The organism is Eubacterium sp. AF17-7, from assembly GCF_003461285.1.
In the GTDB taxonomy this organism is placed as follows: Bacteria; Bacillota; Clostridia; order Lachnospirales; family Lachnospiraceae; genus Eubacterium_U; species Eubacterium_U album.
The window spans coordinates 100665-117702 of record NZ_QTWU01000003.1 but is presented as its reverse complement, the minus strand read 5'-3'; the positions used below and the strand labels follow the sequence as shown (position 1 = coordinate 117702).

Here is a 17038-nt window from a genome sequence, read left to right as displayed (position 1 = left end):
TAGAGAGGAGATTTAATCATGCAGAATATAAATTTAGAAGATTATAAAGGCGTATATGTCTTCGCTCAGCAGGTAGATAACGAATTAAGCTCAATCGCGTTCGAACTCCTCGGAGAAGCAGGAAGACTCGCAAAACCATTAAATACAGAAGTTACAGCAGTACTTCTTGGATCAAACGTTGGAAATCTTGTAGATCAGTTAGCTGAATATGGCGCTGACAAGGTTATCGTAGTAGATGATCCTGAACTTGAAACATATAGAACAGAACCATATGCACATGCTTTAGCAGAAGTTATCAACAAATATAAACCTGAAATTATGTTAGTTGGTGCAACAGCAATTGGTAGAGATTTAGGTCCTACAGTTTCAGCTAGAGTTGCAACAGGTTTAACAGCTGACTGTACATTACTTGAAATTGGTGACTTCCCATTAGTTGCTATTCCAGGTAAGGAACAGAAACACAATCAGTTATTAATGACTCGTCCGGCATTTGGTGGAAACACAATTGCTACAATCGCTTGTCCTGATAACCGTCCTCAGATGGCTACAGTACGTGCAGGTGTTATGCAGAAGGCTGAACCAAAGCCAGGTGCTAAGGCAGAAGTTATTGAATTCAATCCAGGATTTACACCTAACAACAAATATGTTGAAATCATGGATGTAGTTAAAGAAGTTGCTGAAACAGTTAACATCATGGACGCTAAGATTTTAGTATCTGGTGGACGTGGAGTTGGAAGCAAAGAAAACTTCAAGATTCTTGAAGATTTAGCAGAAGTTCTTGACGGAACAGTTGCATGTTCTAGAGCAGTTACAGATAACGGTTGGTTACCAGTTGACAGACAGGTTGGACAGACAGGTAAGACAGTTCGTCCACAGGTTTACTTCGCAATTGGTATTTCTGGAGCAATCCAGCACGTTGCAGGTATGGAAGAATCAGATCTTATTATTGCTATCAATAAAGATGAAGATGCTCCTATCTTTGATGTAGCTGATTATGGTATCGTTGGTGATTTAAACAAAATCGTACCACAGCTTACAGAAGCTATTAAGGCTGCAAAGGCTAATGCATAATTAAATATAATATACGTTAAGTTATATTAACATATTTAGGAATCTCCGCATCTTTGGATGCGGGGATTTTTGACTTCTCGACATCATGTATAATAAATCCTCAATTATTCATATAAAATTAATATAGAAAAAAGAGTGAAACTTTGTTATAATTTTGTGGTTACAATAGTAATAAAAATAAAGAAAGGAAGTATAAGATGACAAACAAGTTATCTATACAAAGGAGAAAATGTTAGAAAAAATATTCAAACTTAAAAAAAACAATACTTCTGTAAAAACTGAAGTTATTGCGGGTATTACAACATTTATGACAATGGCATATATTCTTGCTGTAAACCCTAACATCTTAAGTGCCTCAGGAATGGACAAAGAGGCTATTTTGATTGCTACATGTATAGCATCATTTGTTGGAACAATGTGTATGGCATTTATGGCAAATCTTCCATTTGCCTTATCAGCAGGTCTTGGATTAAATGCATACTTTGCTTACACAGTATGTGGAGAAATGGGATATTCATGGCAGATTGCTTTATTTGCGGTATTTGTAGAAGGTATTATATTTATAATTCTTTCATTAACAAATGTACGTGAAGCAATTTTTGATGCTATTCCTCTTAATCTTAAAAAGGCAGTATCAGTAGGTATTGGTTTATTTATTGCATTTATCGGATTACAGAATGCAGGATTAGTAAATGATTCAGAATCTACACTTGTTACAATTACAGATTTTACAAGTAACTTCCATACAGCAGGAATTTGTGCATTATTAGCAGTAATCGGTGTATTTATTACAGCTATTCTTTACATTAAGAGAGTAAAAGGTTCAATCTTAATAGGTATCGTTTCAACATGGGTTTTAGGAATTATTTGTGAACTTACAAAGATTTATGTTCCTGATAACGAAAGCTTTTTCTCAGTAATTCCAACACATTTTGTAAGCTTTGATTTTTCAGCTTTAGGAGAAACTTTTGGACAGTGCTTTAAACTTGATTTTAAAGCAGTAGGAATTGTTAACTTTATTATTGTAGTATTTGCATTCCTCTTTGTTGATTTATTTGATACATTAGGAACAATTATTGGTGTTAGTACAAAGGCTGGAATGCTTGATGAAAATGGAAAGCTTCCTAACATTAAACCAGCTCTTATGTCAGACGCTATTGCTACATCAGCAGGTGCTATTTTAGGTACATCAACAACAACAACATTCGTAGAATCTTCAGCAGGTGTTGCAGAAGGTGGTCGTACAGGTTTGACAGCAGCAGTAACAGGTTTATTATTCCTTGTTTCAGTTGTTCTTTCACCATTATTTATTACTATTCCATCATTTGCTACAGCACCGGCATTAATTATGGTAGGATTCCTTATGTTTGGAGCAGTAACAGATATTAAATTTACAGATGATAATTTGACAGATGCAATCCCTGCATATCTTTGCATTATTGCAATGCCATTGTTCTATAGTATCTCAGAAGGTATCTCAATCGGAATTATTTCATATGTATTATTAAATGCTATTTGCGGTAAAGCAAAAGAAGTAAAACCATTGATGTACATTCTTGCAGTATTATTCGTATTAAAATATATATTCTTATAAGAAAAAAATAGAATTTAATAAAATTCTAGAAAATTTAAGAAAAAACAACAGAAAAACAAAAGACCTTTGTCATTATTAGATGTCATCAATATGTTAGAAAAAAACTAATTATTGATAGTCATTGTGGCAGAGGTCTTTTTGATGAAAAATAAATTTTGGGATAGTTGAATTAAAATAATGTATAAGATATTTATAAAATTCAAAAATTCTTAAAGAAATATTTATTTATTTAATGTCGAAAATTGTTATTATACTATTTAGATAAGCAGAAAGAAGGTACGATATGTCAAGAAGAGCAGAGAACTTAAGAAGAAAAAGACAAAGAAAAATAATGTTAATTAGAAAATATATAAGATTTACATTTTGCTGTGTACTTATAGTAGTTTTGGCATTTGCAATTAATTATCTAAAGAAAAATATGAATAACATATCTGAAGGTGGAAATAGTGGCGGAAATAATGTAAAAAAAATAAAAGAATCAAAAGAGGAATCAGCAAAAGATGTAATAAAAAACTATGCAGAAAAACATGGTTACACTTTAGAGGATTATCCGGAAAATATAAAAAAATTATTTGAAAGAAATAAAGAAACAAAAGATTTTGTCTTGAAATATCCTGAAAAAAAGGGAAAAGCATACGATATTGATTTTTCAAAATATAAGAAAACTACAGAGGTTCCGCTATTTATGCAATGGGATCAGAGATGGGGTTATTATACATACGCAGGTGATTGTATGGGAATTACAGGCTGTGGACCGACATGCCTTTCGATGGTGGCTGTTTATGTGACAGGAAACATAAAATATACTCCGAAAATGATTGCAGATTTTGCAATGAAAAATGGATATGCAGATGAAGAAAATGGTTCATCATGGTCGCTTATTTCAGAAGGTGGCAGGCAGCTTGGCATGCAAGTTATAGAAATACCGTTAGATGAACAAAGAGTAAAAGATAATTTGGAAGTAGGTAATCCAATTATATGTGTAGTAGGGCCAGGAGATTTTACGACACAGGGACATTTTATAGTATTAACTAAATATAAAGATGGAAAAGTAAGTGTTAATGATCCTAACAGTAAAGCAAATTCAAATAAGCAATGGGTGTTTGAAGATATAAAAGATCAGATAAAAAATCTATGGGTTTTAAGATAAATTAAAGGATTAAAAATAAAAAATGAAAGAAAATTTGATTTTTAAAGCAGGAGATATAAATAGATTAGAGGATGTTTTTAAATTGTATGTTGATGCAAGAAAGACTAAAGGATGTACATGGACAGAAGAATATCCAACAAAAGAAATAATAAAAAATGATATTTTAAGAGGGGATAGTTTTGTTATAGTTAATAAAAAAAACAATGAGATAATAGCAGCAATTTCAATAGATGATGATAAGTTAGTAGAAGAACAGAAATGCTGGTCAAAAGAACTAAAACCGGCAGGGGAACTGGCAAGACTGGTAATAGCTGAAGAATATAGAGGTAATGGACTTGCAGGAAATTTGATACAAGGAGCCATGGAAAACTTACAAAAAAGAAAATATAAGGGAGTACATTATCTGGTAAGCCCAAATAACGCTAACGCACTGAGAGCATATAAAAAAATGGAATTTAATGATTGTGGAAGAATATTTTTGTATGACCATGAATGGATATGCTATGAAAGGGGAATATAAAAAGGTATAAATATAATAAAAAGTGTAGAAAAGGTGCAATAAAAAAGAATAACATTAAAAAATGATTCAAAAAACAATAAAAAAGTATAAAAAGCATAATAAAAAAGTTACCAGATTAGTAATTGAGTTTTGTTGAATAAAACTGTATATGTAGTATAATATTCATATGGAATAACGGAAAATTAATATTCAATTTAGAAAAATTATAATAATGACTATAGATTGATTATAAATGCGAGATAATAATGACTGGAGGACATATGAAGAAAACGGTTTTAGTTGTTGAAGACCAGGAAATGAACAGAGAAATTCTTAAAGCCTTATTAGAAGACAGATATACTGTTATTGGGGCTGAGAATGGTCTTGAGGCATTAGAAATTTTAAAAACAGACAGTGAACGTATTTCTGCAATTTTATTAGACATTGTAATGCCGGTTATGGACGGATATGGATTTCTTGAAGAATTTAAGAAAGAACCGGAATATAATAAAATACCTGTAATTGTAACAACAGATAAAGATGCGGATGAAACGGAAGAGAAGGCCTTGGCTTTAGGCGCTAATGATTTTGTAAATAAGCCATATAATATCAAAGTATTGCTTAGAAGAATCGATAATCTTATCGATATGAAAGAATCTATTTACAGACTTAGAGATGCTGAAAGAGATTCTTTGACAGGAGCTTATAACAGAAAGGCTTTTTATAGAAAGGCAAAAGAAATAATAAAAAGTAATCCGGAAGAAAAATATCAAATTATTGCGTCAGATATAGAAAAATTTAAATATTTTAATGATGCATTTGGATGGAAAGAGGGAGACAGCCTTTTAAAATTTTATACTGAGATGCTAAATGGAATATTTGAAAATAAGGATGTGTTGTTTGCCCGTGCCCATTCAGATATTTTTTACTTTTTATCTAAGGAATCCGATAATATAATTAATACTTTAATATATGCTACGAAGATGGTATATCAGAGATTTTATGAAGCAAAAATAAGTTTTAAATTTGGTGTATACAATATTGAAGATAAGAGCATCATTATAAATTCTATGTGCGATAATGCTATTGCAGCATGTAATCAGGCTAAACTCACATATGATCATGATGTGTACATATATGACGATGCATTAATGAGTAAAAATCAGCAGAATATTCAGATTACAAAAACTATGAAACAATCTCTTATGAATGAGGATTTCAAGGTGTATTATCAGCCTAAATATGATATTCAGACTAATAAGATGATTGGAGCAGAGGCACTTATAAGATGGCAACATCCGGAATTAGGATTTATTTCGCCGGGTGAATTTATTCCGATATTTGAAGAAAATGGATTTATTACTGAACTCGATATATATATATGGGAGCATGTATGTGGATTCATTGAGAAAATGAAGAATGAACACAATAAGATTCTTCCGGTATCTGTCAATGTATCAAGAAAAGATATTTACAAAGAAGGACTTCCGGAGATTCTTAAAAGTATGGTTGAAAGACATAATCTATCACCTACATACTTACACTTAGAAATTACAGAATCAGCATATATGGAAAATACTGAAAATATTTTAGAAGTAGTCAGAAGATTAAAAGAATATGGATTTATTATAGAGATGGATGACTTTGGAAGTGGATATTCATCATTGAATATTTTAGCTGAACTTCCAATAGATATAATTAAGCTTGATATGAAATTCATTCAGAATGAACAGAAAAATAAGAATAGCCATAATATTATCAGTTCAATAGTAAATCTGGCAAAATGGATGAATCTTATAATTGTAGTTGAAGGTGCAGAGACAGAAGAACATATTCAGTATTTGAGAAGATTAAAATGTAATTTTGTACAGGGATATTATTTCTCAAGACCGATACCTGAACAGGAATTTAAAAATAAATTATTAAGTGAAGATATAATTCCAATTTTTAATTTAGAGAGTTATAAAGAGTACAAGAAATTATCAATAGATGACCAGAACGGCGAGACAGAAGTGATAGTCCTTGTGGATGAATTACAAAGAAACCGTGAAATGTTTAGAAACTATCTGGATACGGAATATAGATTTGTAGAGTTTGACAATGAAGAAGAAGCTTATCAATTTATAAAGAAGAATTATTACAACATTATTTTAACAGTTGTAGATACTAATATAAATGAAGAAGATAAGTTTCATTTACTTTACGAAATGAAAAAGAACGATAAATTAGATGAGATTCCGGTATTATATACAACAGGTGACAATGAAAATGTATATAAAGATATTGCATTTAAAAACGGTGCAGATGGTATGCTGTTTAAACCATATGACAAATATGAATTAAACAATACGGTTGAAAGATTATTTGAAGAGCATCGTAAAAAGGTAATTCAGAAATTACGAGTTGTTGAAGGTCAGGTTAAACTTGATACAATGACAGGACTTCTTAACAGAAAAGAGTTTGAAAGACAGGTAAGATTGTTCTTGAGCAGTTCAGGAAAAGAAGCTATATTCCTTATGATTGATATTGATAATTTTAAGGGAGTAAATGATAGTCTTGGACACATTATGGGTGATCAGGCAATAATTAATGTGGCCAATATTCTTGACAGTGCTTTTTCAGAAGAAAATTTATCGTGTAGATTTGGTGGAGACGAATTTGCTGTATTTATAAAGCGTGGAATGACAATAGATGAACTTAATAACGAAATGGAAATATTGAGAAATAAACTACGTATTAATGTGGGAGAAATGAAGATTTCATGTTCAATAGGTGTTGCAATGTTTCCGGCTCATGTGACAGAATATAAAGAACTTTACAGATGTGCTGACATGGCACTTATTCAGGCTAAGAAATTAGGAAAGAATCAGTTCCAGATATATACAGGTAATGAAGAAATGTCAATGCCTATAGATGTTAGAAACATGGGATGGCTTATTGAAGAATCACATGAAATTATATTTATATGCAATGAAAAAACAAAAGAATTATTGTATATGAATCGTGCAGCAAAGGAAGAATTAACTTCTGATAAAACAAAAGAACTTATTGGATTAAAATGTCATGAGACAATATGGGATTCGAATGCACCATGTGAACATTGTGATAAATTCTGTAATGAACTTATTAAAGAAGTTGACGTTAAGAATGAGGATACAGGTAAGACATATAATATTAGAATAAGAAAAGTACCTTGGAATTCAGGGTATGCGCTTATACATTTTGCAGAAGATATTACAAAGAAAATACAGGATGATAATATTATTAATGGAATGCTTGATAATATTAGATTTGGACTGGAAGAAGAAAAATACATATATTGGCACGTATCAATGGATACCAATATTTGCGATTTAGGAACAAAGACAAAAGAAACATTTAATGTAGAAGCGGATAATGTTGATTATATAGAATTTATTAAGGGAAATGTAATCGTAAATGAAGACGTTTATAAATTTATTGAATTCTATAAACAAACAAAATTACAGAAAACAAATAAAAAAATTCAGATAAATTGTTTTGACAAGGATGGAAAAGTAAGAAAAGCTTTATTAAGTCATATTGTTTTATACACACCAACTGAAAAAAACAATGGAGTAATTGGATTGCTTAATTATATTGATTAAATGAAGTTGCAAAGATTATAATTTTATGCAGATAATTAAAGTTTTGCAAGTGTTTAGTTAATATTTAACAGGCAGTAAATATTACAAGAAAATCTGAATCTGTAAATACTTTAAATAATCTGAATTTTGACACCTACATTTATATATTGTATAATGTGTGTGTTTGCAGCCATAAGGAGCCGTAAGGCTCCTTATGTTATATATCGGGGAAAAGAAACAGGATATATAAAGACTATACTTGATTATGTAGTTGGTGCGTACAAAGGCTTCTATTGTTTGATAAGTCAAAGAGGTATCACTTTGATAAGAAAATTTCAATGAACAAAGGATTATGGGTATCCTTAATTAGCCCAAATATAAAAAGGAGGAAGTAAATGTTTGGATTAAAAAAAGATAAGAAACTGGAAGCACAAGTGTTTGTTGACTATGAACATTGGTATTATGCATATAGAAATAAGTTTCAGATGAAGCCTAATATTGAAGAGTGGATTGAAGAACTAAAACAGGAATATAATGTTACAAGTTTATATGTTTTTGGGGATTTTTCAAAATACAATATAGGAAATGATTTAGAAAGATTAAAAGGAATTACTAAGAATATTATACATACAGCCAGCGATAAAGAAGGCGTTGATAAAGATTTTACGGATGTGATTATTTTAGATGCGATTTATAGAAGTGCTGCAAAAAAGGACAAAACTAAAGTATATGTTTTATTTACAGGGGATGCGCATTTTACTAAAGTTGCAGAGTATTTAAAAGAAATAGGTAAAAAAGTTATTATTTATGGGGTTAAATATTCATTTAGTAATAAACTTAAATCAGTCGCAACAAGTTATGTCGAGATGCCAAGACAGTCACAGGAAAAACATCATTATAATGAACTTATTCTAAATAGTTTATATAAACAGAAACAGAAAAATCGTTCAGTTGTTACATATTGGAAGACCATTCAGTGTGTAGCGGATTATAATAAAGTTCCGAAAGATAAAGTAAAGGTTGCTGTTGACGGATTAATAAAACAGAAGTATTTATATCAGGAAGAGAAGAAATTTAAGAGGGGAAAAGTTGTTTCTGTATTGAAAGCAGATTGGAATAAGATTTCAAATGATGGTATTTGGGAGAAGGAATAAAAATTCCGTTTATCTAAAAGCAAATTCCACAGCACGATGGAAGAGTGAAATTTAAAATTTTAATTTTGGAAGGAATAAAAATATTAAAAAACAGTTGATTTTTTTGCTACAAAAAGTTAGTATAGAAAAAGATTAATTATTTATAAGACGTTGAGAGGAAGAAGTAACTTAATTGTACTTGCAAGAGAGTAATCGGTTGGTGTGAGATTATGAAGTAGATTTTGTGAAATACATCCTGGAGTTACAACCTGAAAAGAAATGAGTAGGGAATGTCGGGAGCGCCCGTTATAGCGCAAGAGTGTGTTTGCACTCGTAGAGGAAGATTTCGTGAGAAATTTTTATTTAGAGGTGGTACCGCAGTTAATGCCCTCTGTATCGTAAGATGCAGAGGTTTTTTTTATGTATGGCAAGGTCATATTTATGAATCTAAGCTTAAAAAATGCAATTTTAATTTTCGCAGATAATAGAAAATTGCATATCGGTATCAAAAATTTAATAAGTATCCTAATAACTTGAAACACTTATAAAGAAATTTAATGAATTTTAATTTAAGAAAGGAAAAAAAGATGACAATTTATGATGAATTAGTAGCACGTGGTCTTATAGCCCAGGTTACAGATGAAGAAGAAATTAAAGAATTAATTAACACAGGAAAAGCAACATTTTATATTGGATTTGATCCTACAGCAGATTCACTTCATGTAGGTCATTTTATGGCTTTATGTCTTATGAAGAGATTACAGATGGCAGGCAACAGACCTGTTGTATTGCTTGGTGGTGGAACAGGATACATAGGTGATCCTTCAGGACGTAACGATTTACGTCAGATGCTTACACCTGAAACAATTGAACATAACTGCGAATGTTTTAAGAAGCAGATGGAAAGATTTATTGATTTTGGAGAAGGTGGAGCTATTGCAGTAAACAATGCTGATTGGTTATTAAAACTTAACTACATTGATGTATTACGTGAAGTAGGACCATGTTTCTCAGTTAACAATATGCTTCGTGCAGAATGCTACAAGCAGAGAATGGAAAAAGGTTTAACATTCCTTGAATTTAACTATATGATTATGCAGTCATATGACTTTTATCATTTATTTAAAGAATATGGATGTAACATGCAGTTTGGTGGAGATGATCAGTGGTCAAATATGTTGGGTGGTACAGAATTAATCCGTCGTAAACTTGGAAAAGATGCTTATGCCATGACAATTACACTTCTTATGAATTCAGAAGGAAAGAAAATGGGTAAGACAGCTAACGGAGCAGTATGGCTTGACGCTAATAAAACATCTCCATTTGAATTTTACCAGTACTGGAGAAATGTAGGAGATAAAGACGTATTAAAATGTATCCGTATGTTAACATTCCTTCCACTTGAAGAAATTGATAAGATGGATGAATGGGAAGGAAGCCAGTTAAATAAAGCAAAAGAAATTCTTGCATTCGAACTTACAAAGATGGTTCATGGTGAAGAAGAAGCAAAGAAAGCTGAAGAAGCATCAAAGGCATTATTTGCAGGTGGTGGAGATGATTCAAATATGCCAACATCTACAATTACACCGGATCAGTTAACAGATGGTGGAATTGGAATCATGGATTTAATGGTAACTTGTGGATTAGCAGGAACAAAGAGTGAAGCAAGAAGACTTGTACAGCAGGGTGGCGTATCTGTTAATGATGAAAAAGTTTCTGACATAGGCTTTGTTGTTACGGAATCAATGTTAAAAGAAGGAGCAAAGATTAAAAAAGGTAAAAAGAAATTCCATAAGGCAATTATGGACTAAGATTTAATTCAGAATCGATAATACAAAAAGTAGAACACTTATTACATTCTAAGTAATTATGGTAAGAAATTTTCATAGAATGTAATAAGTGTTTTTTTAGGTATGTTTATGAACGGAAAAATAGAAAATTTATTGAATGTTGCCTTGGAAGCTAATATTCAGGAATTAGATAAATGCCGGGAACTATCAGCAGGTTTTAATCCAATAGATAACTCCTGGGATTTGATTATAAGGTTCACGGGAACTCCGGATTTTTTAGAAAAATATAATGGAATACAATATGAAATATTGTCAAATAATTTTGCAATATTATCTGTGCCAAAAGAAACTATTGATAAACTTGCTGAGGATGACAGTGTTATTTATATTGAAAAAGCAAAACCGTTATATTTTGCAGTTATAAATAACAGAAGTGAAGCATGTGTTACAAATGCACAGAATCAGTTTGGTATATATGGAGAAGGGGTAATTATTGCGGTAATAGACAGTGGAATAGATTATGCAAATTCAGCATTTATAGATGAATTTGGGAAAACTAGAATTATTGAGATTTGGGATCAGACAATAGGGAATGGCGAAAATACATACGGTTTTAACAGAGGAACATTTTATACGGATAGTCAGATAAATGCAGCAATAAATGCACCGGATTTTAGAGAAAGATATGAAATTGTACCATCAAGAGATTATTCAGGACATGGAACTCATGTAGCAGGTATTGCTGCAGGAAATTTTGCAAACGATAAAAGAAATAATATCGGAATAGCAACTAAAAGCAAATTGTTAATTGTTAAATTGGCGACACCGAGAGAAAATTCGTTTCCGACAACAATAGAACTTATGGAGGCAATTGATTATGTAACAAGGAAAGCAGAAGAGCTGAAAATGCCGATTGTTATAAATTTAAGCTTTGGAAATAACTATGGTTCTCATGATGGCACATCATTGCTTGAAACATATATTAACGAGATATCTGCAAGGGAAAGAATATCCGTTGTAATAGGTTCAGGAAACGAAGGAAATGCGGGGGGACATACAAGTGGAAAAATCGATACAGGTGAAACAGAAAATATAGAATTTGCAGTATCAAATTATCAAAATTCCCTTAATTTGCAAATATGGAAGTCTTATGCAGATATATTTGAAATAGAATTAATTTCACCAACAGGCGAAAGTACCGGAATTTTTACTGATGCAAATGAAGTTATGAAATATAATATCTCTTCAGATAGAACAAGGTTGATGGTATATTATGGAACACCTAAACCTTATAGCATATATCAGGAGGTATATGTTCAATTCGTGCCTGAAGATATGTATATTCAGTCAGGTATTTGGACTGTGAGGATAACATCGGTTAAATCAGTGTTAGGAGCGTATAATATGTGGTTGCCTGTTGAGGCTTCATTAGGGACAAATACAAGGTTTTTAAATCCTATACCTTACACTACGTTGACAATTCCATCAACTGCTTCTAAAGCAATTACTGTAGGAGCGTATGATAGTAACAGGCAGACATATGCAGACTTTTCAGGAAGAGGATTTACAAGAGAAACAAATCAAATTAAACCGGATATTGTAGCACCGGGAGTAGATATAATATCTGCAGCAGTTGGCGGAGGACTTTCAGTAAAAAGTGGGACTTCAATGGCAACCCCATTTGTTTCAGGGGCAGCAGCATTGCTTATGGAATGGGGCATAGTTAATGGAAATGACAAGTATTTATATGGAGAAAAACTTAAGGCTTATCTGATAAGAGGAGCAAGGAAAATAGATGGATTTGAAAAATGGCCTAATCCTATGATGGGATGGGGAGCATTATGTATTAGAAGTAGTATACCGAGATGATGTTTGAAATTTGTACTATAGGACTATAGACTTTATGGACAGATAATGGTATAGTTGTCTAGTTAACCGTTTAAAGTTGTTTATTTTATAAAGTAAATTGCGTGGCATACAACATATGCCAATTAATTAGTGGGATATATTTTGATATTTGAATTTGATAATACGTTAGTTTGTAGTTATATATACATTTGGAGGAATAATGATGAAGAAGACAGGAATTTTAACTGATAGTCATAGCGGAATAACACAGGAAGAAGCTAAAAAACTTGGGATATATGTGTTGCCAATGCCATTTTACATTAATGATCAATGTCATTACGAAGGTAAAGATATAAGTAGAGAAGAATTTATAGAATTGCTTAAAAACGATGAGAATGTAAGTACATCACAGCCATCACCTGAGGCAGTTATGAACTTATGGGATGAAATTTTAAAAGAATACGAAGAATTAGTTTATATACCAATAAGCAGTGGACTTAGTGGCTCATGTTCAACAGCAATGGCTATGGCACAGAATGATGATTATGATGGCAAAGTTTTTGTAGTTGATAACGGAAGAGTTTCAACGCCTATGAAACAGTCTGTTTTAGATGCAATCGAGTTGTTCAATGAAGGTTGTAGTGCGAAGGAAATAAAGAACAGACTTGAAGATGCAAAAGGAAAAATGGGAATTTTTGTTGCTGTAGATGATTTGAAATATTTAAAGAAAGGTGGAAGAATTTCATCTAGTGTAGCACTTGTAGGTGGAATGCTTAAAGTTAAGCCAATTTTAAAATTTGATATTGGTACACTTGATTCTTTTAAAAATTGTAGAGGATTGATAAAGGCAAAAACAGTAATGATAGAGGAAGTGAAAAGAATAGTTACAACAGACTATGCAGAAGACTTTGAAAAAGGAAATGTACATATTTTAGCAGCATCAAGTGCTGATGAAGAAGAAACAAAGAAGTGGGTTAATGAAATACAGGAAGCTTTCCCTGAAATAAAAGTGTTATGGGATTATTTACCAATGGGAATAACATGTCATATTGGACCGGGAGGACTTGGAATAGGATATTCTGTAAGACCATAAAGATGTAAATATTTATTATTATGAAGATATTGTATTAAAAGTAAAATTTTCTTAACACGTTTTAGTACAATTTTATACATAGATAGTTGAAAGAGATAGCAAAATTATGATATAATTTGCATATAATATATGTGGAGGTGATTATAATGTTATCTATACAGGAATCAATAAGACCATCTGCTGATTTAAGAAATCATTATAATGAAATATCTAAGCAGTGTAAGGAAAATAAAGAAGCAGTAATTATTACAGTAAATGGTAGAGGAGATACAGTTTCTCTATCATATGAAGAATATAAAAATATGAAAGCACGAATAGAGTTGTTAGAAGTGCTAGCTGAAGCAGAGGATGATGTGAAAAATGGTAGGGTTGCCCCGATAAGTGATACATTTGATGATTTACGTAAAATGTTTCAGGAGGGGTAAGTGATGAAATATGAGGTGATAAGAACTGATACAGCTGATGCAGGAATTAGAAAAATAATACTATATATTGCTCAGAATTTTGGAAATACGGTTGCACTTGAAAAACTAGATGATATTGAAAAGAGAATTCTTCAGTTAGGTGAAGATCCATATATTGGAACAAATCCAAGATATTCTATACTTAGGCGACAGGGCTATAAAGTACTTATTTTAGAAAAAAATTTAGTTTTTTATAAAATTGATGAAGTAAACAAGCAGGTAGTTGTATATGCAGTTATAGATCAACGACAGGATTATTTGAATATTATACAAGGTTTATAAATTAATAAAAAGTTTTAAATTGAATAAAAATGTTAAAGGGAATCCTTCTTAACGAGTATGTTAAGGAGGATTTCCTGTATTTAGAGAATGTTTTTATGTCAGATTTATAGTAAAGAAAAATTGTTTATAGGTCAGGTTTATATTGTAGAAAATTTAAAATAGTTTCAGGTGTGACAGGATGATTGTAAGAGTTAATTTACTAATCACATTCCGTGTTACATATGTGAATGTGTAAAAAGCATGAATGATATAAAAAATATAGTCAAAAATAAGTAAAAAGGAGATATAAAATGAAAGATAAAATTTTTGGCGTATTACAGCGAGTAGGAAGATCATTTATGCTTCCAATAGCAATTCTACCGGTTGCAGGTTTATTGCTTGGACTTGGTAGTTCATTTACGAATGAAACAATGTTAAAGACATACGGACTTTGGAATGTAATGGGACCGGGAACATTATTTAATGCTATATTTCAGGTTATGAGTGATGCAGGGAATATAGTATTTGCTAATCTACCTATTATATTTGCAATGGGCGTTGCCATTGGTATGGCTAAGAAAGAAAAAGAAGTTGCAGCACTGTCGGCAGCAATAGCATTTTTTATAATGCATGCATCAATTGGCGCAATGATAACAATTAACGGCGGAGCAGAAAAAATGTTAGAAGGTGCTACAGCTGATGTTGTGGGCATAACTTCTCTTCAGATGGGAGTTTTTGGCGGTATTATTGTAGGATTAGGAGTTGCAGCATTGCATAATAAATTTTACAAAATACAGTTGCCACAGGTGCTATCGTTTTTTGGAGGAACAAGATTTGTCCCTATTATATGTTCTTTGGTATATACGTTAGTAGGTATTTTAATGTTCTTTATATGGCCTGTAATTCAAAGTGGTATATATTCCGTTGGTGATTTAGTACTTAATTCAGGATATGCAGGAACCTGGGTGTATGGATTTATGGAAAGATTATTGATTCCATTTGGTCTTCATCATGTATTTTATCTTCCGTTCTGGCAGACAGGTGTTGGTGGAACGATGGAAGTTGGAGGACAGCTAATAGAAGGTGCTCAAAATATATTTTTTGCACAGCTTGCTGATCCTACAGTTACTGAATTTTCAGTTTCAGCGACAAGATTTATGTCAGGAAAATTTCCTCTTATGATTTTTGGGCTTCCGGGTGCTGCACTTGCAATGTATAAAACGGCAAAACCAGAGAAAAAGAAAGAAGTTGAAGGACTTTTATTATCAGCTGCGCTTACATCCATGATTACCGGAATTACAGAGCCGTTAGAATTCACATTCCTTTTTGTTGCACCTTTACTTTATGGCATACATTGTGTATTTGCGGGACTTGCATATATGCTTATGCATGTATTTAAAGTTGGTGTAGGGATGACTTTTTCAGGCGGTCTTATTGATATGTTTCTTTTTGGTATAATGCAGGGAAATGCAAAGACAAACTGGATATGGATTGTTATAGTAGGTGTGGTATATTTTATTGTCTATTATCTGTTGTTTAGTTTTTTAATAAATAAACTTGATTTAAAAACACCGGGAAGAGATGATAGTGATGAAGTTAAATTATATAGAAGAAGTGATGTCGAAGCAAAGAAAAAAGGTGAAGCAAAAGCAGATAATGTAAATTCGTCAGATGAATTATCAGAAATGATTTGCAAAGGACTAGGTGGAAAGAAAAATATATCAGATGTAGATTGTTGTGCCACAAGACTTAGATGTACGGTTTATAAAGCAGAATTAGTAAATGATTCATTACTAAAAAATACAGGAGCGTCAGGGGTTGTCCATAAAGGAAATGGTGTGCAGATTATTTATGGACCAAGAGTAACAGTTATTAAATCTAATTTTGAGGATTATCTGGAAACAGCTCCAAATATAGAGTATAATAAAAAAGATAATGCCGTTAAAAATGAAGACAAAGAAGATGATATTTTTAATGAAGATAAAGACAAAAAGAAAATAGTTAAATCAATTGTAATTTCAAGTCCTATTACAGGAATATCTGCAAATTTGGATACAGCAGCAGATGAAGCATTTGCAAGTAGAATGATGGGAGATGGCGCGATAGTCACTCCGACAGATGAAATTGTTGTGGCACCTGATGATGGAGAAATTATATTTGTATTTGATACTAAACATGCAGTAGGGTTTACAACTAAAGATGGAATAAGTATGATTATTCACATTGGAATTGATACTGTAAAATTAGGCGGACAGGGATTTAGCGTATTAGTAAAAGCAGGTGACAAAATGAAAAAAGGTGATACAATAATGAAACTTGATTTAGAATATTTAAAACAAAATGCACCATCAGTTGCTTCACCTGTTATATGTACTGAATTAGCTGACAATCAGAAAATCAGATTAGTTGCAGAAGGAAAAATAAATGCAGGCGAAGAGTTATTTGCAATTGATTTTTATGAGTAAAATACGAATGTATTAAGATATGTATAGATATGCATATTTACAAAAATACAATTGGAGAATTATAT

General features: G+C 31.7%; 12 protein-coding genes and 1 other annotated feature. All 12 genes read left to right on the top strand.

The annotated features are described in order from the left end of the window. The first annotated feature begins 18 nt into the window (after nucleotides 1–18). The 12 genes from DWW96_RS05525 to DWW96_RS05470 all read left to right on the top strand — a co-directional run bounded on the left by DWW96_RS05525 (nucleotide 19) and on the right by DWW96_RS05470 (nucleotide 16973). The gene (locus DWW96_RS05525; protein ID WP_117909627.1) at nucleotides 19–1071 is read left to right on the top strand and encodes an electron transfer flavoprotein subunit alpha/FixB family protein; all 1053 of its coding nucleotides are present in this window, start codon (nucleotides 19–21) and stop codon (nucleotides 1069–1071) included. Between the two features lie 229 nt (nucleotides 1072–1300). Beyond that, nucleotides 1301–2665 carry an NCS2 family permease gene (locus tag DWW96_RS05520; protein WP_022087881.1) on the top strand — a complete coding sequence of 455 codons (1365 nt, stop codon included), beginning with the start codon at nucleotides 1301–1303 and terminating at the stop codon, nucleotides 2663–2665. Between the two features lie 283 nt (nucleotides 2666–2948). Further along, the gene (locus tag DWW96_RS05515) at nucleotides 2949–3815 is read left to right on the top strand and encodes a C39 family peptidase (protein ID WP_117909625.1); all 867 of its coding nucleotides are present in this window, start codon (nucleotides 2949–2951) and stop codon (nucleotides 3813–3815) included. Nucleotides 3816–3837: 22 nt separating this feature from the next. Further along, on the top strand, nucleotides 3838–4335 hold the full coding sequence (locus DWW96_RS05510; protein WP_117909624.1) for a GNAT family N-acetyltransferase: 498 nt from the start codon (nucleotides 3838–3840) through the stop codon (nucleotides 4333–4335). A 260-nt stretch (nucleotides 4336–4595) separates the two neighbouring features. Next, nucleotides 4596–7940 (top strand): EAL domain-containing protein, encoded by a 3345-nt coding sequence (locus DWW96_RS05505; RefSeq protein WP_158562650.1) that lies wholly within the window; start codon nucleotides 4596–4598, stop codon nucleotides 7938–7940. Nucleotides 7941–8314: 374 nt separating this feature from the next. Next, nucleotides 8315–9073 carry an NYN domain-containing protein gene (locus DWW96_RS05500; protein ID WP_117909620.1) on the top strand — a complete coding sequence of 253 codons (759 nt, stop codon included), beginning with the start codon at nucleotides 8315–8317 and terminating at the stop codon, nucleotides 9071–9073. Nucleotides 9074–9214: 141 nt separating this feature from the next. Continuing rightward, nucleotides 9215–9447, top strand: a binding site (T-box leader). A 192-nt stretch (nucleotides 9448–9639) separates the two neighbouring features. After that, complete coding sequence (gene tyrS / locus DWW96_RS05495; RefSeq protein ID WP_022087886.1) at nucleotides 9640–10863, top strand: tyrosine--tRNA ligase; 1224 nt, start codon at nucleotides 9640–9642, stop codon at nucleotides 10861–10863. 108 nt (nucleotides 10864–10971) lie between these two features. After that, a complete protein-coding gene (locus DWW96_RS05490; protein ID WP_117909618.1) occupies nucleotides 10972–12711 on the top strand; it encodes a S8 family peptidase in 1740 nt (579 codons plus the stop codon). Nucleotides 12712–12910: 199 nt separating this feature from the next. After that, complete coding sequence (locus DWW96_RS05485) at nucleotides 12911–13783, top strand: DegV family protein (RefSeq protein ID WP_347496332.1); 873 nt, start codon at nucleotides 12911–12913, stop codon at nucleotides 13781–13783. 146 nt (nucleotides 13784–13929) lie between these two features. Beyond that, nucleotides 13930–14208 carry a type II toxin-antitoxin system Phd/YefM family antitoxin gene (locus DWW96_RS05480; protein WP_022087889.1) on the top strand — a complete coding sequence of 93 codons (279 nt, stop codon included), beginning with the start codon at nucleotides 13930–13932 and terminating at the stop codon, nucleotides 14206–14208. 3 nt (nucleotides 14209–14211) lie between these two features. Further along, the gene (locus DWW96_RS05475) at nucleotides 14212–14529 is read left to right on the top strand and encodes a type II toxin-antitoxin system RelE/ParE family toxin (protein ID WP_022087890.1); all 318 of its coding nucleotides are present in this window, start codon (nucleotides 14212–14214) and stop codon (nucleotides 14527–14529) included. A 290-nt stretch (nucleotides 14530–14819) separates the two neighbouring features. Continuing rightward, nucleotides 14820–16973, top strand: coding sequence for a PTS transporter subunit IIABC (locus DWW96_RS05470; protein ID WP_117909615.1), 2154 nt, complete (start codon nucleotides 14820–14822; stop codon nucleotides 16971–16973). The last annotated feature ends 65 nt before the right edge of the window (nucleotides 16974–17038 follow it).

Excerpts from the sequence above, each read along its gene's own strand:
- DWW96_RS05525 (WP_117909627.1), top strand. The coding sequence starts at position 19 with ATGCAGAATATAAATTTAGAAGATTATAAAGGCGTATATGTCTTCGCT.
- DWW96_RS05520 (WP_022087881.1), top strand. The coding sequence starts at position 1,301 with ATGTTAGAAAAAATATTCAAACTTAAAAAAAACAATACTTCTGTAAAA.
- DWW96_RS05515 (WP_117909625.1), top strand. The coding sequence starts at position 2,949 with ATGTCAAGAAGAGCAGAGAACTTAAGAAGAAAAAGACAAAGAAAAATA.
- DWW96_RS05510 (WP_117909624.1), top strand. The coding sequence starts at position 3,838 with ATGAAAGAAAATTTGATTTTTAAAGCAGGAGATATAAATAGATTAGAG.
- DWW96_RS05505 (WP_158562650.1), top strand. The coding sequence starts at position 4,596 with ATGAAGAAAACGGTTTTAGTTGTTGAAGACCAGGAAATGAACAGAGAA.
- DWW96_RS05500 (WP_117909620.1), top strand. The coding sequence starts at position 8,315 with ATGTTTGGATTAAAAAAAGATAAGAAACTGGAAGCACAAGTGTTTGTT.
- tyrS (WP_022087886.1), top strand. The coding sequence starts at position 9,640 with ATGACAATTTATGATGAATTAGTAGCACGTGGTCTTATAGCCCAGGTT.
- DWW96_RS05490 (WP_117909618.1), top strand. The coding sequence starts at position 10,972 with ATGAACGGAAAAATAGAAAATTTATTGAATGTTGCCTTGGAAGCTAAT.
- DWW96_RS05485 (WP_347496332.1), top strand. The coding sequence starts at position 12,911 with ATGATGAAGAAGACAGGAATTTTAACTGATAGTCATAGCGGAATAACA.
- DWW96_RS05480 (WP_022087889.1), top strand. The coding sequence starts at position 13,930 with ATGTTATCTATACAGGAATCAATAAGACCATCTGCTGATTTAAGAAAT.
- DWW96_RS05475 (WP_022087890.1), top strand. The coding sequence starts at position 14,212 with ATGAAATATGAGGTGATAAGAACTGATACAGCTGATGCAGGAATTAGA.
- DWW96_RS05470 (WP_117909615.1), top strand. The coding sequence starts at position 14,820 with ATGAAAGATAAAATTTTTGGCGTATTACAGCGAGTAGGAAGATCATTT.